The sequence below is a fragment of the Labilibaculum filiforme genome (assembly GCF_002843315.1).
Lineage (GTDB): Bacteria > Bacteroidota > Bacteroidia > Bacteroidales > Marinifilaceae > Labilibaculum > Labilibaculum filiforme.
Map to the genome: position 1 here is coordinate 40,902 of NZ_MVDD01000006.1, position 21,223 is coordinate 62,124.

The 21,223-nt window shown below is 35.6% G+C and carries 17 protein-coding genes and 1 riboswitch; of the genes, 5 read left to right on the top strand and 12 right to left on the bottom strand.

Translation table 11 applies throughout. The features are described from left to right. Positions 1–303 precede the first annotated feature (303 nt). Positions 304–2,937 carry a DUF5686 and carboxypeptidase regulatory-like domain-containing protein gene (locus BZG02_RS09750; protein WP_101261249.1) on the top strand — a complete coding sequence of 878 codons (2,634 nt, stop codon included), beginning with the start codon at positions 304–306 and terminating at the stop codon, positions 2,935–2,937. Positions 2,938–3,014: 77 nt separating this feature from the next. Here BZG02_RS09750 and BZG02_RS09755 read toward each other — a convergent pair whose 3' ends face one another. The 10 genes from BZG02_RS09755 to thrA form a co-directional block, all read right to left on the bottom strand. Next, positions 3,015–4,277: a M28 family metallopeptidase gene (locus BZG02_RS09755; RefSeq protein WP_101261250.1), complete on the bottom strand. Its 1,263-nt coding sequence runs from the start codon at positions 4,275–4,277 to the stop codon at positions 3,015–3,017. A gap of 237 nt (positions 4,278–4,514) precedes the next feature. Continuing rightward, on the bottom strand, positions 4,515–6,479 hold the full coding sequence (locus BZG02_RS09760; protein ID WP_101261251.1) for a dipeptidyl-peptidase 3 family protein: 1,965 nt from the start codon (positions 6,477–6,479) through the stop codon (positions 4,515–4,517). 95 nt (positions 6,480–6,574) lie between these two features. Beyond that, positions 6,575–7,396: a hypothetical protein gene (locus BZG02_RS09765; RefSeq protein WP_101261252.1), complete on the bottom strand. Its 822-nt coding sequence runs from the start codon at positions 7,394–7,396 to the stop codon at positions 6,575–6,577. A gap of 48 nt (positions 7,397–7,444) precedes the next feature. Then, entirely contained in the window at positions 7,445–8,638 is a 1,194-nt protein-coding gene (locus BZG02_RS09770) for an aspartate aminotransferase family protein (RefSeq protein ID WP_245868076.1), read from the bottom strand. 54 nt (positions 8,639–8,692) lie between these two features. Then, positions 8,693–9,400, bottom strand: a complete 708-nt coding sequence (locus BZG02_RS09775; protein ID WP_101261253.1) for a LytR/AlgR family response regulator transcription factor — start codon at positions 9,398–9,400, stop codon at positions 8,693–8,695. 165 nt (positions 9,401–9,565) lie between these two features. Beyond that, positions 9,566–10,249, bottom strand: a complete 684-nt coding sequence (locus BZG02_RS09780; RefSeq protein ID WP_101261254.1) for a TrmH family RNA methyltransferase — start codon at positions 10,247–10,249, stop codon at positions 9,566–9,568. A 74-nt stretch (positions 10,250–10,323) separates the two neighbouring features. Further along, positions 10,324–10,596, bottom strand: a complete 273-nt coding sequence (locus BZG02_RS09785; protein WP_101261255.1) for an HU family DNA-binding protein — start codon at positions 10,594–10,596, stop codon at positions 10,324–10,326. Between the two features lie 471 nt (positions 10,597–11,067). Further along, positions 11,068–12,363, bottom strand: coding sequence for a threonine synthase (gene thrC, locus BZG02_RS09790; protein WP_101261446.1), 1,296 nt, complete (start codon positions 12,361–12,363; stop codon positions 11,068–11,070). A gap of 66 nt (positions 12,364–12,429) precedes the next feature. Next, complete coding sequence (locus BZG02_RS09795) at positions 12,430–13,356, bottom strand: homoserine kinase (RefSeq protein ID WP_101261256.1); 927 nt, start codon at positions 13,354–13,356, stop codon at positions 12,430–12,432. A 25-nt stretch (positions 13,357–13,381) separates the two neighbouring features. After that, on the bottom strand, positions 13,382–15,817 hold the full coding sequence (gene thrA, locus BZG02_RS09800) for a bifunctional aspartate kinase/homoserine dehydrogenase I (protein ID WP_101261257.1): 2,436 nt from the start codon (positions 15,815–15,817) through the stop codon (positions 13,382–13,384). 761 nt (positions 15,818–16,578) lie between these two features. On the opposite strand from thrA, the gene BZG02_RS09805 reads away from it, so the two are divergent. Further along, positions 16,579–17,229, top strand: coding sequence for an HAD family hydrolase (locus tag BZG02_RS09805; RefSeq protein WP_101261258.1), 651 nt, complete (start codon positions 16,579–16,581; stop codon positions 17,227–17,229). A gap of 30 nt (positions 17,230–17,259) precedes the next feature. Here BZG02_RS09805 and BZG02_RS09810 read toward each other — a convergent pair whose 3' ends face one another. Both BZG02_RS09810 and BZG02_RS20820 read right to left on the bottom strand, forming a co-directional pair. Continuing rightward, positions 17,260–18,195, bottom strand: a complete 936-nt coding sequence (locus BZG02_RS09810; RefSeq protein WP_101261259.1) for a cation diffusion facilitator family transporter — start codon at positions 18,193–18,195, stop codon at positions 17,260–17,262. Between the two features lie 66 nt (positions 18,196–18,261). Continuing rightward, on the bottom strand, positions 18,262–18,426 hold the full coding sequence (locus BZG02_RS20820) for a hypothetical protein (RefSeq protein ID WP_180335686.1): 165 nt from the start codon (positions 18,424–18,426) through the stop codon (positions 18,262–18,264). A gap of 23 nt (positions 18,427–18,449) precedes the next feature. Next, positions 18,450–18,590: riboswitch (molybdenum cofactor riboswitch) on the top strand. 112 nt (positions 18,591–18,702) lie between these two features. Between BZG02_RS20820 and BZG02_RS09815 the strand changes: the two genes are divergently transcribed. From BZG02_RS09815 to BZG02_RS09825, 3 genes are read left to right on the top strand one after another with little or no spacing between them, the layout of a single operon-like run. Then, complete coding sequence (locus BZG02_RS09815) at positions 18,703–19,248, top strand: hypothetical protein (RefSeq protein ID WP_101261260.1); 546 nt, start codon at positions 18,703–18,705, stop codon at positions 19,246–19,248. Between the two features lie 4 nt (positions 19,249–19,252). Then, complete coding sequence (locus BZG02_RS09820; RefSeq protein WP_101261261.1) at positions 19,253–20,428, top strand: molybdopterin molybdotransferase MoeA; 1,176 nt, start codon at positions 19,253–19,255, stop codon at positions 20,426–20,428. Further along, entirely contained in the window at positions 20,385–21,212 is an 828-nt protein-coding gene (locus BZG02_RS09825) for a GTP 3',8-cyclase MoaA (RefSeq protein ID WP_218972208.1), read from the top strand. Before BZG02_RS09820 ends, BZG02_RS09825 begins: the two co-directional genes overlap by 44 nt. Positions 21,213–21,223 lie beyond the last annotated feature (11 nt).

Here is a 21,223-nt window from a genome sequence, read left to right on the forward strand (position 1 = left end):
ATAATAAGCCGTTAAAAAAACATAAATAATAGTCTACCTTTTATTCGTCATCCATTTTTTATCTAAATTCACATTTACTATTATAAAATATATTGTTCTATTTCTATTCAATACTTAAATAACACTATATCTTTTTCTAATCAATCAATTTAAAACTTATGACAGGCAACCATATTCCTAAAAAATGCATTACTACTAAATAGAGCCGCTAATAATTGTTTACAAATACTGAAATAAAAAGTATAAGTGTAACAAAAATAAAAACGAAGCCGTCACATAAAAATTACAAGTAAAACCCAAATCATGACAAAAAATTTACTCCTTTTATTTTTTTGCCTTTTATCTTTTTCAGGATATTCTCAACAACTTACGGGTACAATATCCGATACCGATGGAAACGCAATTCCCTTTGCCAACATTTATATAAAGGCGCTTGCCACCGGAACCACCTCAAATATAGATGGCAAGTATCAATTAGAACTGCCAAAAGGAGAATGGGAACTTCAATACCGGTATTTGGGTTTTAAAACCAAAGAAGTAAAGGTGAACATCCACGACAAAGATGTGGAATTGAATGTTGCTCTTGCATCTCAAACCTATCAACTAAAGGAAGTTAAAGTGTTAGCCAGTGGCGAAGATCCTGCCTATTACGTAATGCGAAAAGCAATCGCTATGGGCGATTATTATACCAAACAGGTTAGCGAGTACGACAATACTGTGTACTTAAAAGGATCGGGAAAGATTACCAGCGTTCCTCGACTTTTTAAAAAGAAATTAGCAGAACAAGATATTACAGAAGGCAAGACTTTTGTAACCGAAAACATATCAAAAATCCACTTCGAATTGCCCGATAAAATTGAGGAGGAAGTAATATCAGTTCGTTCATCGGGCTTAGGTGAAGACACCAACCCAATGCAATTTATTACCGCCAACTTATACGATACCAAGCAGGATGGATTCATCTCCCCTTTAGATAAAACAGCATTTTCGGTTTACAAATTTGAGTTGGAATCGGTTTTTGAGGATCAGGACAGAATGATTAACCGAATTAAGGTAATTCCCAAACGTAAAGGGAAAGATTTGTTTCGTGGCTTTCTGAATATTGCCGAAAATTTCTGGAACATTCATTCTGCAGATTTAAAACTCTCCTTACCAATGACCGATGTGCACATGCATCAACTATATGCTCCGGTAAGCGAAAGTGTTTGGATGCCGGTAAGTTTCGATTTCGATGTGAATTTTAAAGGCATGGGCTTTGGCATGAATATGGTTTATGTGGCTTCGATTAAAGATTATAAAATCGTTTTAAACCCCAATTTAGATCATGATTATTTAAAGCAACAAGAACTTGCTCGAAAACAAGAGGCTGAAAGTGTTAATGATCTTACAAATCAGAAAGAATCTGAAATACTATCTGTTAAAGAGAAAAAACGGAAGGATGAAATTCAAAATCTTCTCGAAAAAGACGACATGGACAATTCGGACATGCGAAAGCTATACCGATTGATGGAAAAAGAAAATCAGGATAAGCGAGTAGAGAAAGTGAAAGAACCTTTGGAAATAAAAATCGAAAAGCTGAAAATTGCCAAAGATGCCAAAGACAAAGATTCATTATACTGGACGCAAATGAGACCCATCCCCTTATCGGAAGATGAAAAAATAAGTTTTACGAAAAAAGATTCGATCGAAATTGTTCGTAATACTCCCGAATACAAAGATTCGGTGCGTATCGCAAATCGGAAATTTAAAATGAAACATGTTTTGTTTGGCAAAACGTATCAGTACAAAGAAGAAAATGCTAGCCTTTCTGTTCCAGGTCTTCTTGCCTTCGATAAAATTTCCTACAACACCGTTCAGGGCTTTACCTTCGATGCTCCTTTCCTTTATTCAAAAAAAGATACTTTAGGACATTATTTCGAATTAAGATCCACCCCAAGCTACGCTTTCTCGAGAGAACATTTAGATTTTTCGATTGGAAGCAGCTACCGTTACAATGGAATGAAAAGAGCTTGGATTGCTTTTGAGGCTGGAAGTAAAGCTGTCGATTTTAATGAAGACTCGGGAATCAATCCGATGCTGAATGCAATGACTTCATTATACTATAAAGACAATCATTTAAAATTGTACGACAAAAACTATGTGAGTATTTGGCACGAATACGATTTGGCAAATGGATTAAACCTCTACACCGAATTGGAGTACGCCAATAGAAAACAGCTTTACAATACCAATAAATTCTATATCACGGGTCCGAAAGAGAATGCCTACACGCCCAATATGCCAGCAGGAGTAAATCCTGAATTGATTCGAGACAACAAAGCGTTCACTTTTATTGCCGAATTGGAATACACTCCTCGCCATAGATATACTGTAAAAAAAGGGGTTAAAAATATGGTGAATTACCATTCCCAACCAATTTTCGGTTTGCTATACAAACAAGGAATTAAAGATGTTCTCGATTCGGAAACCGACTATTCCTTGCTGGAAGGCTCGGTAAAACAAGCTTTTGATATTGGCTTTAACGATCGAATCGAATACAATGTGAAAGCTGGTAGTTACTTATCGAACAAGCAGACTTTCTTTGCTGATTATCGTCATTTTAACACCAGCAAACCAAGCATAATGCTCGGCAGTAAATGGGATACTTTCCGATTATTAGATTACTACCAACACTCAACAACTGAGGATTATTTGGAAGCACACGTACAATACTCATCGGATCGGTTTCTGCTAAAACGATTACCAATATTGAATAACTCATTGGTAATTCAGGAAAAGTTATTTGCCAATTACCTGACTCATGCCGACAAACAAAATTATTGGGAAGTTGGTTATGGCTTATCGCAAATATTTCTTTTGTTAGATGTAGAAGTATTCTGGAGTTTCGATGGAAAGAATCACCGAGATACTGGAATTAAATTGAAGTTTAATTTGTAAAAACAATACAAAAACGCAAACCTGACAGGTTAAAGTACAACACCAAAATAACCTGTCAGGTTTCATAAATAGTCTAATTATTTCATTTCTGTATAGTCTCTCACCAATTTAAAAATCCCTTCGAACTGTGTGTAGGGTAATTTATCGGCAGTATCGGTTGTTTCATGATAATCTGAGTTATCGCCATGCGTGTAAAAGAAAACTGCTTTTACCCCTTTCTCGTGAAAGGAAGCATGATCGGAAGAAGAGGATTCTCCTGTTCCAAACATTTTAAACACGTATTCTTTTTCTTTATTAATGGCATCAAATTTCGCCATTTCACTAGGAACCATTTTCCCATTAATAACATATATCCCTTCCGAACCAGTTGCCACCATGTCAAAATTAAGATTGATTTTGGTTTTATCTAAGCCAATCATTGGATTTCCTGCATAATGCTTAGAACCTAACAATCCCGCTTCTTCTCCACTAAACAAGGCAAATACCAGTGTGTAGTTAGGTTTCTTTTTTAAAGATTTAAAATGTTTTGCCAAATTCAAAACCATGGCTACACCGCTGGCATTGTCGTTTGCTCCTGGATACATATTATCCCCAAAATGTCCTAAATGATCGTAATGTGCCGAAAAAACAATACAGGTATCCGATTTTCCCGGCAAATAACCAATTAAATTCTGCGTTTGATAGTCTTCAATAAATTCGCTTTTTATATCGTAAGTAATCTTCTTTGCATCAGCCGAAATCACATCCGACTTTACCATGAAAGTTGTATAATCAACTGTTTTGGTTCGTGCAGAAAATTTTAATTTCCCATCAATCAGCACAATGCCTTTTGCATCGAACACATTCTTTTTTAACATGCTTTGAGCGAAATTATACAAATCCTTATTATTTAATCCTGTTGAATCGATTGCCAAAAACGAATTGGAATGATCTTTCTTCATAAAATCGCCCAATACACGAGAATTGGTTAAAACTTCCTTTGTAATCCATGTTAATTGGGACTCTCCTGCACACGATTTTGCATTTGGATTCACGATGTATTCACTTGCAGCCACTAACTCTTTCCCATCCAAAATTAATTTAGGATTTTCGGGATAAGTATTAATCGAAGTGGTATACGGCTGATAATAATTATCCGAAAAGCTTTCTAATCCAATGCTCTTCATCTCTTCCGATAAATATACAGCCGCAATACTATCGCCTTTATTCACATAACCACGTCCGTGAAATTCTTTAGAACTTAATTTTTCGACCAACTGTTTGGTATAATTCATATCCTGTGCAAAAGCACTGAGACAGACTAATCCAAGGCCAGCAAATAGGGTAATTCTTTTTATCATTTTTTGTCTGATTTAGGTTGTGCTTAAAATTAACAAAAGATCGTTTAAGCAAGAAAACCGATAATGCTTATTCGACAAACCCGCACATTTTCAAGATGAAAAAAGGAGATGAAAAATCATCTCCTATATCTTATACCAAATGGACGTTAGTCTTGACTGGTATAATGCCGATGTATGTTGAGTTGGATCGTAAATGAGCTTGCAAATTTATGCTTCATTACGAAACAACAATCGGTGTTAATTAATTGTTGGTAGAAAAGAATATCTCTCTCCATACTCAAGCATCTGCTCCATAAAATCCATTGGATAGGTAATGCGTACATCTACCATTTTATCTCCTTCGTAAACCGGTTGGTAATCTGGATTAATAAAACCTGCATAAGCGGCCAAATTCAGTTTTTCAAATCGTGCCTTTACTTCTGCATGCAATTTTGCATCTACTTTAACAGCATAATCTTCCACCAATAGTTTTCCTGCTTTAAAATCTCCTTCCGATTTTATCCGTTGCACTTCCTTCAACAACTCACCAAACAATAACCTAAGCTTCTGATAATCATCTACCACAAAATAACTTTTGCCATTTTCATGAACTTGCTTAATTACCTGCTCTGCTTGGCCTTTTTTGTACACCCACTTCGCAATTAACTGGCGATTTCTCATGTGCGATTCCTCAATATCTTTTCCCAACTCAATTCTAGTTAGTTGAGTAATTAATCCATTACGAATATATCCATCGTATTCTGCCTTAGCAACCTCCAAGCTTGGCATTAATCCTAATTCTACCATTTTAGGATCCATCATGTAGTACAATGCAAATAAATCGGCACGAGCCTCTTCCAAGGTCGAATGGTAATTTTTTAAAGCATCCATCCCAACTCCCGGCAATAATTGTCCCGATCCATGCCCTAAACATTCGTGTAAATCAGTATGTAAATTACCTCCTAAATATCCATGCTCTTTGGCCCGTTCCACTTCTTCTTTGCTGTAAGCAAATTCTTCAATCATTCCACCTTTTAAGGAAGATTGATGGTAGGCGTGGGTTATATTATCGATGGTTACGGACTTACTTCCATGCTCTTTACGAATCCATTCTGCATTTGGCAAATTAACTCCAATAGGCGTTGCCGGATGGCAATCGCCTCCCAACATAGCAACCGTAATTACCTTTGCACTCACTCCTTTCACCTCTTTTTTCTTAAATCGCTCATCAACAGGAGAATTATCCTCGAACCATTGTGCATTATCGGAAATAATCACCGCACGTTTTGTTGCTTCTCTATCTTTAAAATTTACCATGGATTCCCAACTAGCTTTAATAGCTAAAGCATCGCCATAAACTTCTATAAAACCATTTACCACATCTACATGAGCATCTAAATCTTTCACCCATAAAATAGAATAGTCATCAAACGTTTTTAAATCACCAGTCTTATAAAACGCCACTAATTTTATCAATGATTCTTTTTGTAACTCACTATCTGCAACAGGAATCGCTTTTTCTAACCAAAACACAATCTGTTCAATTGCAGCAGAATACATTCCTCCTACTTTCCATGTTTTTTCAATCAGTTTCCCATTTTCCTTCACCAACTTGGAATTCAATCCCACAGATATTGGCCGTTCAGGATCTCCCTTTTCCATTTTAGCGTAAAATCCCTCTACTTCTTTCTCAGTAACGCCCTCGTAATAATTATTCGCAGAATCTTTTATTAAATCCAATTCAGGATTCAATACCACTCTTTTTGCATCTACCGCTTCATCGAACAGCACAGGAACCAGTCTTGTTAACAAACCAATTACATCTTCTCCTTCCAACAACGGTAACAATTCGTAATTTGTATTGCTCAACAATTCCCCAAAATACTCTTCGGAAAACTCTGGCATAAACTTATCCATCGAATAATGATGATGAATTCCATTCGAAAACCAGACTCTTTTTGCATACACCAAAAAGTTTTTGAATCCTTCAGATTCGCGATCACCATCGTACGATTTTGCGATAGCTTCTAAAGTACGACGAATACTTAGGTTATTTTTATTGTTTTGATCGAACAGAATATCGCGACCACAACGTGCAGCTTCCGCCAAATAGTAAATCAATTCTTTTTGACTTAAACTTAACTCCGAAAATCCGGGAACCTGGTATCTTAATATTTTTATATCAGCAAACTGTTCGGTTTGATATTGAAATGTCTCACTCATAAGTCACTATCTATTAATTCTATTGTAAACAAATCTGTTTATTCCTTTATCAGGATATTTAAAATCAAAAAAAAGGCATTTAAATTGATAAGCATTCACTTTTTTACTCGCATATTTCTTACATCAATATTTTCTATCAACACCCATTTTCCTTTCTGATACTCCAATGCATCGTAAGAAAAATCGGGTCCGTAGTATTCAAATTGATTCTGATACTTTGGTAAGGATGGTGCCAAATGATCAAATATAATTTGTTCCTCTTTTTCATTGTACTGAATAGTCATTCTGGCCTGTTTGGCATATTCAAAAACAACCCTATTCAGCATTTTTCCCTTCCAAAAAATAACAGGTGCACCAAATGAAATATTCCCATTATCATCAATTGTAAGCACTTCAATCACCTTCTTATTGGTCTGAAAATTATTTCCATCCCACCCCAATAAAAGATAAGAACTTGTTCCTTTCCTTTTAAACGGTATAATTTGATAGTACAAGCCTCCTGGCCAATCTTCCGTTTTGTACTGATGAAACATGTCTGTCGCAACAGCGGAATCTGTTAAAACTTCTAATTGAATGGTATCTTTTTGTTTGATTTGCAACAAGCCAAAATATCGATACGTTCCATCACTCAGCACACAATTCCAATTAAAAATTCGAAATTTCTGATCTGTAGAAGTCAACTTTCCCATTTTAGATAATTCTGAAAACGAATAATCAAAACTCATCTCGTCAGTCAATACATCCGTAAATAATTTTTCAATCTCTTTACAGATACTAAGTTTTAACGAATCCATTTTCGCTTGAACCAGATTTTCAAACTTCGCTTTAATTTCCTGTTCCTTTTCTACAACATTAGGCTGAGAAAACAAATTCAAATTGGTAAGCACAAAAACAAATAAAACCAGCAATTTTCTCATCAATTTTTTTTTAGTTTTCTTTCGTTACGGGCCCACTTTCGTGGATGTTTAAACTTTGACTTTATTCATAGCCTGAATCAGCAAATTGGATGCATGATGAATTTCCTCATCGGTAATATTTAAAGGAGGTGCAATTCGAAATGCTCCTGCACAAAAAAGGAAAGGATCCATCACAACTCCAAGCTCATAGGCTTCCTTCATAATTTTAAGCATTAACTCCTGCGATTCCACAATTACAGCAATAAAAAGCCCCAATTGACGAAATCCTTTCACCATCGGATGATCTTTTAATAATTGCACAAAAAGCTCTCCTTTTCGTTGCACATCGGCAACTATGTTTTCTTCCAAAAGCACCTCCAATGCAGCTTTGGCTGCAGCACAACAAACCGGATGTCCTCCAAAAGTTGTTATGTGCCCTAACATTGGATTGCTCTTAAACGTGTCAAGTATTTTTTTATCGGACACAAATGCCCCAATTGGCATTCCTCCTCCCATTGCCTTCGCTAAACAAAGAATATCCGGAACCACATTAAAATGTTCGAAAGCAAAAAGTTTGCCGGTTCTGCCAAATCCCATTTGAACTTCATCAAAAATTAGTAAAGCTCCTTTTTCGGTACATCGTGCACGTAAAGTATGAATAAACTCTTTTGATGGAATTATCATACCTCCTTCAGATTGTATTGGCTCTAATATTACACAAGCGGTTTTATCCGAGATTTGATCCAAATCCAAAATATTCCCAAATTCTATCATTCGAATATCTGGTAGTAATGGTCGAAAAGCATTTTTCATCTCTTCGTCACCCAATACACTTAATGCACCATGTGTACTTCCGTGATAAGCATTTTTAAAGGTGATAATCTCCGTTCTACCCGTATATCTTTTGGCTAATTTTAACGCTCCCTCGTTGGCTTCGCTACCCGAATTTACAAAATAAACAGAATTTAGACGCTCTGGAAGTTGATCGGTTAATAGCTTGGCAAATTGAACTTGAGGTGTTTCGATAAACTCACCATACACCATTAAATGCATGTATTTATCTACCTGATCTTTTATGGCTTGTTTCACTTTTGGGTGACCATGCCCAAGGTTACTAACAGAAACGCCCGATACGAGATCCAAATATGGCTTTCCGTCCGGGCTGTACATATATATACCTTCTGCCCTCTCAATTTCCAATGCAATAGGAAAATCGGAGGTTGTAGCTATGTGCTGCAGAAATAATTGTCGATTCGTAATCATAAACAAGATTTTTATTAAAATACAAAATTCAATAAAAATCCTGCTATAAAAAAACTATCGTGTCATTAAATTAATATCTCCTAATAATTTATCGCGATAAGATTTTCCGATTGGAATTGCTTTTTGACCGCCTTCGGTTTCAATTACAACCGAATTATCCTCAATAACACCAATTTTACTCAAATTAACGATATAGGAACGATGAATTCGAGAAAAACGAGTAGCCGGCATCTTTTCTTCAATTGCCTTCATAGTAAAATGTATGGTGTATTTTTCATGATAGGAATTTACCACCACATAATTCTCCAGAGCTTCAATCCATAAAATATCATCGTAATTCAAACGAACCAATGCCGAATTACTTTTTATGAAAATCTCATTTTTATCCTGCATAAAACTTTCGCTGTTTTTATAGCGACGATTTGCTTTGCTAACCGCTTTAAAAAACCGACTATAACTAATAGGTTTTAAAAGATAATCGGTAACATCGTACTCGAAAGCTTCTAAAGCATACTGCTCTTTTGATGAGATAATAATAATTTGAGGAGTGGTACTTAAGCTATTCAAAAATTCCATGCCACTCATTTCAGGCATTTCAATATCTAAAAATATCAAATCAACAGGTTCGTTTTTTTTGATATTATTTATGGCTTCGATTGCACTTGGGTAGGAAGCTCCAAATGATAAAAAATCTGTTCTTTCAATATAACTTTCAACTACTTTTCTCGAAAGTTTATCATCGTCAATTACAACACAGTTCATATAGTGGTAGTTAATTTTATTGAAAATAGGCAAATAAATCGTATTTATCTATTCCAAGGTAGTTTTCATCAAAAATAACAATCTTTTTACCATTTCCGAAATATTTGACTAAAATATTCTGGCGTTGAAAATTTAACTTAATCTAATTATTTCCAATCCCCTCTCCTATTGATTGTTTGCGATAAATTTTTCGAGCAATTCATCTCCTGATCTTACTGATCTTACCAACCAATCTAATTTCAACTTTAGCTTTTCATTTTCAGACAATTGCCAGTCAATAGCTGATCGTCGAAGTTCGGTTGCCAAATGATTTAAAACAATGGCTGCTGAAACTGAAATATTAAAACTTTCGGTGAAGCCATACATTGGAATTTTCACAAATTCATCGGCATTATTCATCACTTCATCCGATAATCCGGTAAGTTCTGTTCCAAAGAAAAAAGCCGCCTTTCCTTTTTTCAAATCAAAATCGGGCAAAAGAATATCATTTGCATGAGGACTTGTAGCAACAATCCTATATCCCTGCTCTTTTAATTTTGAAATTGTGCTTAAAGTATTTCTTTTCTCCTTATTGTATCGATACAAATCCATCCACTTCGTTGCTCCCATTACAACATCAGGATTAATATGGTATTCATTATAGTTTTCAATGACATGCAAATCTTGAACACCAAAACAATCGCAGGAACGAATTACTGCACTTGCATTTTGAGCTTGAAAAATATCTTCTAGAACAAGGGTAATATATCTGGTTCTGTTTTCAATATTTTTATTGAGTAAGTCAATCCGCTTTTCACTACTAAAACCTTCCAAAAAATGAATAGCCTTTTGTAATAACTTCTTCTCCATGCGTGAAAAATTTGAAACAAAAAAAAGGAGGTATTATTAATACACCCCCTCTAACATCTTTTGATTACAATTATCTATTGTACAGAGTCTCCTAACTCAGAACCAGCTTTGAATTTGATCACTTTTTTAGCTGGAATATTGATTGGCTTACCAGTTTGAGGATTTCTACCAGTTCTAGCATCACGCTTAGAAACAGAAAATGAACCAAATCCTACAAGTGCTACTCTATCATCACCTTTTAATGCTTCAGTAGTAGTTTCAATGAAAGCATCTAGTGCTTTTTTAGAATCAGCTTTAGTCAAACCAGCTTTGCTTGCAATTGCATCAATTAATTGAGCTTTGTTCATAACTTTATAAAATTTTAGGGTTAAAAATTGCTTTAAATTTGAATCATATACAAATATAAAGGATTTCTAATGGTTTGCAAATTTCCTTAAAGAAAAAATAAGAATTTTAACCTTTCAAAGATCACAACATAATAAAAGAGGTGGATTTCACATTTTTCCCAATAAACAAATAAAAGCAGAAAGTGAATTAAATCATAACACTATTCATAGTCGTTTTTTATTTAACCAATTATAAAACAGATCTCGCCCTAATATCTAATTATGAACAACAAAACTTATACATAAATCACAATTACAATACTTTCTAAATAACTACATATCAACACAATGACCAATGTGTGAAAAGTAAAACATGTAACTTCTTAAAATCCACTACATGCCACTTAAACCATATCTCATAATGATATGTGTCAGTATGAGATGATTAGTACCAAAAGGCTTTTCATAAGAAACAGTAAGCTCTACAACATCCTATTTAAGGAGAAGAAAGCTTTTAAAATCTAAAAAATCCTTACTTATTAAAATACTCTTTTTTTCTTTCCCTAAACACTCCTGAAGATAGGAAGGCACACTAATTTCGGTATGAAGCACTTTTTCAACGGTATCCTTAAATTTTGCTGGATGTGCTGTTTCTAAGAAAACGCCTACTTCATTTTCCTTATTTAAGTATTTTTTTAGCCCTAAATATCCAACGGCTCCATGCGGATCGAGAATATAGTTACTCCTATTATATACATCCAATATTGCCACCTGTGTTTGTTCATCCGAAAACCAAGCTCCTTTTACGTCCTTAATAATAGATGCATGGTTTTCCTGATACAACTCCATCATACGTGCAAAATTACTAGGTGCTCCAACATCCATTGCATTTGAAATGGTTTGAACCGATGCTTTGGGTTCATATTCTCCAGTGTTTAAATAGTCGGGCACCACTTTATTAGTATTTGCAGCTGCAATAAATGAATCAATTGGTAAACCCATCTGTTTTGCCAGCAATCCTCCGGTAAGATTTCCGTAATTTCCACTAGGAACCGAAAAAACAACTTTCTTGGTAGTTGGTTGTAATTGAGCCCAAGCATAAAAATAATAGAAACTTTGTGGCAATAAGCGAGCAATATTAATTGAATTTGCTGAAGTTAAATTCAACTTGGCATTTAAATCATTATCGCCAAAAGCTGTTTTTACCAACGCCTGACAATCATCAAAAGTACCATCTACCTCGAGAGCGGTAATATTTTGTCCCATAGTGGTTAGTTGTTGCTCTTGAATCTTACTCACCTTACCCGCAGGATACAATATAATTACATTTACTCCAGCAACCCCTAAAAAGCCATTCGCCACCGCACTTCCGGTATCCCCCGAAGTGGCAACTAAAATTGTCACTACTTCCTGATCCTGTTTGGCAAAGGCACTTAGGCATCGCGACATGAATCTAGCTCCTACATCCTTAAATGCGCAGGTTGGACCATGAAACAGCTCTAAAGTATTCACTCCCTCTTCGATTGGCACAACAGGTATCGGAAAATTAAGTACTTCTTCCGTAATTTTCTGTAAATCAGCATCTGAAATATCGTCTCCCACAAAATGCCTGGCCACTTCGAACCCTATCTCGGGCAGACTTAAAGTTGGTAAGCGTTTAAAAAAATCATCGCCCAAGTTTGGTATCGAAACTGGAAAAAATAATCCATTATCAGGCGCAAGCCCTTTTATTACAGCCTCCTTAAAGCTATAACGCATTTCTTTATTATTTGTACTAAAATATTTCACAAGTATATCCTTTCTTCCTAATTCTTGAATCAAAATCTATTCGATTTCTTTACTAATTATCTTTACTTACAGAATTTTCACTCCACCTTCACTTACTTTGGATACGTATATTTTGTAATCCAACCCGGTACGTTTATAGACCGTATCCATAGCGGCTGCGATAACATCTGCGGATTCCTTTCCATTCGCTAATGCAAACACCGATGGTCCCGATCCAGAGATACTACAACCCAATGCTCCAGCTTCCATAACAGACAGTTTTAATTCATCAAATTCTGGAATCAGCACCTTTCTTTGTGGTTCCACAATATGATCCTCCAAAGAACGACCAATTAAATCGTAATTAGATGTATATAATCCAGCCATTAAACCAGCCACATTCCCCCATTGACGAATCGCTTTTTTCATAGAGACTTCGGGTGACAATATTTCGCGAGCTTCTTTGGTCTTGATTTCAATTTGAGGATGAATTACCGCACACCATAAGTCATTAGGTGGCTGAATATGAATCACATCCAAGGGATTATATCCACGAATCAAACAGAAACCACCTAGAGTTGCAGGTGCCACATTATCGGCATGAACATCACCAGAAGCAACCTCCTCGCCTTTCATGGCAAATTCAACCAACTGCATTCTACTGTATGGCTTGTTCAATAGCTCATTTACTGCAACAACGGCACCAGCAGCACTTGCCGCACTTGATCCAATTCCACTACCCGGCTTAATATTTTTAATGATCTCGACATCAAACCCCTGATCGCTACCCAAATCATCCAACAAAGCCTGAATGGCCACACCGGCAACATTTTTCTTTGGATCGGTAGGTAAATCCTCGTAATCTTTTACCGCTTGTATACTTATTTTATGCTGATCATTTTTGCAAATAATCATTTCGTCGCCCACTCCATCGATGGCAAATCCTAATATATCGAACCCACAGCCAACGTTAGAAACGCTACCTGGGGCAAAAACTTTTACACTATCTGACATGTTATACTATTTTCTTTGTAGGTGATTAATTACTGGTAATTCTAATGATATCGCCAAAAATTCCTGAAGCGGTTACTTCTGCTCCAGCTCCGGCTCCTTTAATAATTAATGGCTGATCGTTGTACCACTTCGTTTTTAAAGAAATCACATTGTCTTTACCGTGAATATCATAAAATGAATGATCGGGTGTCACCTCTTTAAGTCCCACTTTGGCCTTGCCATTTTCGAATGAAGCAATATAACGGTATCTGATATTTTTTTCCTCCATCACAGTTCTCCATCCCTCAAAATAATCATTATGAGCTTCCAGATCACGAATTAAATCGGCAGCTGTTTCTCCATTCAAACAAGATAATGGAATCATAGGTTCATGTTCAACATCATTCACCTCTAACTTATAACCAGCCTCACGAGATAATATCAAAAGCTTTCTTAACACATCCATTCCGCTTAGGTCGATTTTAGGATCTGGCTCGGTAAATCCTTGCTCCATTGCCATTTTTACGGCTTCTACAAATGATTTTCCATTATTAAATTCATTCATAATGAAATTTAAACTTCCAGAAACAACGGCATCAATACCTACAATTTTATCGCCGGTATGAATTAAGCTGTTAATTGTGCTAATTACTGGCAAACCAGCTCCCACATTACTCTCGAACATGAATTCAACATTATGCTTTTTTGCAGCAGCTTTAATTCTCATGTAATTATCGAAATCAGAAGATGCCGCAATTTTATTACAAGCTACAATTGAAACCGTAGCATTTAAAACTTGCTGATACACCTTACTAACTACCTCACTTGCAGTAATATCTACAAATACTGAATTTCTCAAGTTTGCCTGATCCATTCGCTTCACAAATTCCTGCAAATTAGCTACTTCCGATTCTTTCTCTAATTTCTGCTTCCAATCTTGAAGCATATTTTCATCTTTAGCGAAGTACATTTTTCGGCTATTAGTCACAGCACGAACAATTAGTTGCAAACCTTTCTCTTCTAGCAGGTAGTCGTACTGGTTTTTAATAAACTCTAAAAGTTTTCCTCCTACATTACCAACTCCAGCAATGTATAGGTTCACTTTTTTATAGGTTGAAATAAAAAAGTCTTCATGAATAACATTTAATACTTTTTTCACATCAAAAGTGGGAACCATGAAGGTGATATTTAATTCATTCCCTCCTTGTGCCATGGCACGTATATTTACACCATTTTTACCAAGTACACTGAATACTTTTCCAGAAATACCAGGAGTATATCCCATATCTTCACCTACAACGGCTACAATAGATAAATTTTGCTCTACTGCCGGTTCATTCACTAAATTCATTCCAATTTCCATTTCGAACTCCGAACGAACTGCCTCTATGGCTAATTCCCTATCATCTTCATTAATTCCAACACTCATACTCTGCTCCGATGAAGCCTGAGTGATTAGAACTACATTAATTTTATTTTGCGCTAAACAAGTAAAGAAACGTGATGCAAATCCACTGATTCCAACCATTCCGCTACCCGAAAGAGTAAATAAATTAATATTATTTATAGAAGAAAGTCCTCGAACGATAGAACGTTCGCTTTTAGGGCTAGTAGTGATTAAAGTTCCCTTTTCGTCGGGTGCAAATGTATTTTTAATACGAACATCAATTTTGTTCTGTAAAACTGGAATTAATGTTGGAGGATAAATCACTTTTGCACCAAAGTGAGACAATTCCATTGCCTCTTGAAAAGACATTTGCTCGATTGGCAATGCCTGCGATACTAATCTAGGGTCGGCAGTAAACATGCCACTTACATCGGTCCAAATTTCCAATTCGCTACAATTTAATCCTGCGGCTAAAATAGAAGCTGTGTAATCCGATCCACCTCTTCCGAGCAATGTCATTTCTCCTTTTTGACCAGAAGCTATGAAACCAGGAAATACAGCAACCTGAAAGTCTACCTCTTTTACTGCTTTCAGATTCTTATTGGTTTGTTCGACATTTAGAAATATTCCCTTTCCATTCTGTGTTTTGATATACTCCCTTGAATCAAAAAGGACAGTTTGCATTCCACACTGTTTTAGGTAATCCGAAAAAATAAGCGCTGATAATAACTCTCCCGCCCCCATCACAGCATTTTTTACTTTCTCAGAAATTTCCTCTAAAAGATACACCCCTTGAAGTAATTCCGCTATTTCATCAAATTTATTTGACGCTCCTACTTCAACTTCTGCAGATAAATTAAGCTCTTTAATTACTTGAAAATGCCTTTCCTTTACCTGCAAAAGCGATTTTTCGTACTCTTTACTCCTTTTACTGGCCAAGTTGATACATCGCTCCAGCTCATCGGTAACTCCACCAAAAGCCGAAACAACTACAACTTGCTTACCATTGGCATAATTCCGTTTAATTATTTCCTGAACACGCTTACAATTCTCTGAATTGGAAACTGAACTTCCTCCAAATTTTAAAACCTTCATTGACTAATTTCTTAAGATAGATTTCCTTCCGTACAAATGTCCAGTCGTCCATCGGTTGATACAAATTTTGGTTACTAGTTATTTTGCTTTGTTATTAATGAATGCTCGTACAAATCTAATTATCGGATAATTAGTTAACGTACAAGGTAAAAAATACCTTATGGTTTTGAGCAATCAACTACTCACCTGTGGCGATATGTAATAATTCAACCCCCTAAAGGGTTGTGGTTGTAGTTGTGATTATTGTAGAAATAGTACAAATAGAAAATTTAGACATAGACGTTTCCATGTTGTTACCCAACATGTTCATTTTAATCGCTATGTTATTTATCTGTTTCAAGAAAACTATTCCACCTCTTTAAGAATTTCAAATATATGCTTTTTTTTTTCTTATACGCATCATTCCTAAAGGATTCTTTTGATTATTATTACTCTTTTTTGATATGCTCACCCTCTGCAAACGATATCATTCGATTTATTTTTACTTTACATTATATTACTTCCAACTATTTTCAGTCCTAATCCTCCCTGAATAAATCAATTTCAAAAGAATATTGCAAACCATGTTTCGCTTCAATTAATATCCTAATTTACTAAAGATGATTCAAACAATTATTTGTTGCCCAAAATTATCATCTCGTGCATAGCTGAAGATGCATTAATATCGGAAAAACAATTAACACTAAAAATTCCCCAAATACCTTTGCAAAGCTAGTCTTAGTTTACAATATTTGCACTTCATAAACTTAACCAAGATTGTAATGATAAAAGGAGTAATTTTTGACCTTGATGGCACACTTGCCAATTCCATTGAAGATATTGCTGATTCAATGAATATTGTTCTTACAGAAAAAGGATTTCCAACACACGACTATGATACGTATAAAACTTTTGTTGGTAATGGACTAAAATCATTGGTTGAAAATTCCTTACCTAATTCGGCAAATAACGAAACTACTTTAGAAGCTTGTTTTAAACGGATGATGAGTGTTTACGATGACAATTGTATCGTTAAAACTTGTTTATATCCTGGCATTGCGGAACTTCTTACAGAACTGCAAAAAAGAGATATTAAAATTGGAGTATTCTCGAATAAAGCAAATGAATTAACTCAAAAGGTTGCGAAAGTCTTGCTTGCCGACTGGCCTATTGAAATGGTAATTGGTGCTGGTGGAGATATTCCCAAAAAACCGAATCCAAAAGGTGCAATACTAATTAGTACCAAAATGCGTATTTCCCCTGAAGAATTAATTTATGTTGGTGATTCGGGTATAGATATGCAAACTGCAGAAAATTCGGGCATGTATGCTGCAGGTGTATTGTGGGGGTTTCGCGACATGGAAGAATTACTTGAGAACGGAGCAAATGTTCTCGTTGAAAACCCAATGGATTTATTGGAATCATTCAATTAAAATAGCAGTTAAAACGGGAAAGAAAATAAACTAATGAATGTGTTTTCTTTCCTGACTTACTAAACTCTCATCTTCGCAAACCCCACTTAACTCAGGTTGAATAGTTACATGGTTAATTTCAAATTGATCATGCAGCAAATGCTCCAATTTGTGCAATACCCTATTCACTTCACTCAGTACAAGATCCTCTTTAAAACTAATGTGAGCTTCGAAATTGATTTGCTTATCATCCAATTGCCAAACATGAACATGATGCATGTTTTGTATTTCCTTCAGCTCTTTAACTTTCGTATGAATTTCCTCCAAATTGATTTGAACAGGAGTAAACTGCATTAGAATACGAACACTCTCCTTTACCAAACCCCAACTTGAGTAAACCAAATAAAGAGCAATTAAAATAGAAAGCACACTATCGATCCATGGAATTTCCCACAAATACATTGCCAATCCTCCCAAAACTATCGCAATTGATGAAACCATATCCGATAATAAATGCAAATACGCAGATCGCATATTAATATTATCAGCAGCATCATTTTTTACCAGCAATACACTAAGACCATTCAAAACAATTGACAATCCACCCAAAATCATCACCAAACCCGATTCTATATCCTGAGGTTCTGAAATCCGCTGGACGGCCTCTTTCAACAAAAAGAATGCAATTACAACTAAAGATATTGCATTAAATAAAGCTGCTAATATTTCTGCTCTCTTATAACCAAAAGTCTGTCTGCTGGTTTGTTTTCTTCCTGATAGCTTACTTGCAAACCAACTTATAATCAGCGCTAAAACATCACTGAAATTATGCATCGCATCGGACAAAAGAGCCAAACTACCCGATACAATTCCACCTATAACCTGCGCCACTGTAATTCCAACATTCAATAGAATTGCAATACCTAAATTTCGTCCTTTTAATTCACCGTGATCGTGATGCGCATGTGCATGATGTCCTTTCCCCATTTACTTTTACTATTAATCAGACTATAAATATAACAAGGAATTCTTTTTTTCTTAATCAAACTAATTCTAAATAACAGAATTAATTTCGGGTTTATTGAAAAAGAAGAATACAATCGTTTCCATTTTAAATCCTATAAAATTACAGGCTTTCCGAACACATAAACTTACTATACCATAAGCCGCTTTTCCATCTTCTTCCAAATCTTCACACATACACATTTGTAGATTCATTAATATTAATACCTTTACCTTTAAAATAAAGTGATCTCCGAGTTTAGTATTTCTAAACCATTACAAATGGAACGAATTCTAAACCGATGGGTAAATTGGGAAACGAATTTGCCTCCCGTTGGGTGTAAACCCTAAATTTGGAAAGGAGTGTTTTTGTGATTTAGAGGATACCGACAGTTAAGTTATTGTGCTTTACCTTAGCAACTTACATACTATCGGGACTAAATACATAAGCCTCCTATTCAGTTCAGAATTGGAGGCTTTTTACTTTTAATTATGCACGCTGGAAGAAAGAACATATTACTAATTGCAGGAACCGGCAGAAATGTTGGCAAAACCCTATTTGCATGCCGATTAATTGAAACATTGGATTGTAAAAATAAGCTTGTATGTATTAAAGTATCGCCTCATTTTCATAATTTAAACGAAGAATTGGAAATTGTTTTAAAAACCGAAAATTTCGTAATAACAAAAGAGAATAACAAAACTGGCAGTAAGGATAGCAATCGATTATATCGAGCTGGAAGCAACAAAGTGTATTACGTTCAGAGCAAAGATGATTTTCTTACAGAGATACTCTCTTATTTTGAAAAAATACTGCCTCCAGAAACCCCAATAATCTGCGAATCGGGAGGATTAAGAGACTTAATTGTACCTGGACTTTTTTTAATGATCAACAAAAAATACAATAACAACATAAAACCCAGAGCTATTGGCTACAAGAAACTAGCAGACAAATGGATAGAATTTAATGGTGAGAATTTTAATTTTGCTGCAAATAAAATTGTTTTTACAACTAATGGCTGGGAAATAAAAAACTAACAATATGATTACGTTTAACGAGGCTTTACAAACGGTTAAAAATGCCACTAAAAAATTAGACACTGAAATAATTCATCTATCTGATTGTTTGAACCGGGTTCTGGCAGAAGATATTCTCTCGGATATGTCGATTCCCCCATTTAATAAATCGGCCATGGATGGATATGCCTGCAAACAGGCTGACTTAGCTAATCAACTTGAAGTTTTAGAGGTAATTGCTGCAGGAACCGCTCCCACTAAACTTATTGGAGACAATCAATGTTCTAAAATAATGACCGGAGCTATGGTGCCTGAAGGAGCCGATACGGTGATTATGATTGAACACACCGAAGAAATTGATGCGAACCATATCCGGTTCACGAAAGAAAAAACAAAATCGAATATTTGTCTTAAAGGAGAAGATATTCTTGAGAATGAAGTGGTTCTGAAAAGAGGAACCCGATTAAAAGCACAACACATTTCGGTTCTTGCCACTGTTGGATGTACAAATCCTCTTGTTTTTAAACAACCAAAAGTTGCTAGTATTGCTACGGGAAGTGAATTGGTGGAACCAGATCAAAAACCAAAATTATCTCAAATTAGAAACGTTAACTCATGGCAATTACAAGCACAATTACAAAAAATGGGCATTAAAGGCAATAGTTTAGGCATTGTTTCGGATTCGAAAGAAGCTACGAAAAAAGCCATGATTACTTGTCTGGAAGAAAATGATGTTCTTATTATTTCGGGTGGCGTTTCGGTTGGTGATTTCGATTTTATTCCTCAAATACTAAAAGAACTTGGCTTTAACATCTGGTTTCATACCCTTATGGTTAAGCCTGGAAAACACACCGTATTTGCAACCTGCAAAGGAAAATATGTCTTAGGATTACCTGGCAACCCAGTCTCCTCGTTTGTGCAATTCGAATTACTCGGCAAACCATTGCTTTACCGACTTATGGGACATGATTACAACGCGCCAATGGTAAAAATGCCAATTGCTTCGGATTACCAACGAAAAAGAGCCGACCGGCTTGAATTTTTGCCTGTTCGCTTTAATGCTGATAATCAGATTGTACCAATTAAATATCATGGATCGGCGCACATTAACGCTTTTACATTAGCAAATGGAATTATGGCCGTTCCGAAAGATGTTGATGAATTTACAGAAGGAGAATTTGTTTATGTTAGACAATTATAATAGGAATATAAATTACCTGCGAATCTCGGTTACAGACCGTTGTAATCTTCGCTGTACTTATTGTATGCCCGAAGAAGGCATTGATTTAATGGCTCACGAGGAAATATTGAGTTTCGAGCAAATTATTGATTTTGTTAAAGAAGCTGTTGCCAGCGGGATTAATAAAATAAGATTGACAGGTGGTGAGCCTTTGGTTCGAAAAGGAATTGTTGATTTGGTGAAACGACTGTCGGGCATTCCAGGAATTGAAGAAATTGCCATGACTACCAATGGCATATTACTTGAAAAATTTGCAGCTCAATTGGCCAAAGCAGGCTTAAAAAGAGTAAATATCAGTTTGGATACTCTTCAACCTGAAAAATACCGGGCAATAACTCGCTTAGGGAATATCGAAGATGTTTTTAAAGGAATTAAAGCTGCTCAAAAAGCTGGTTTGCATCCTATAAAAATAAACTGTGTTCGAATGCCGGATGCAGATTTGGATGATTTGGAAAATTTACGGCAATTTTGTAAAAACAATAAGCTAGAATTACGATTTATTAAACAAATGGATTTGGCCAGCGGCGAATTCTCGGTTGTAGAAGGTGGCAAAGGTGGAAACTGTTTGGAATGCAACCGGATTAGACTTACCGCCAACGGAAAAGTAAAACCTTGTTTGTTTAATGCCAGCGAATTCGACATTAAAGAATTAGGAAATAAACAGGCAATCGATCAATCAATCAATCAAAAACCGGAGGCCGGGACAAAAAATAAAAATGGTAGCTTTTACGGTATTGGTGGATGATTGTAACAGGG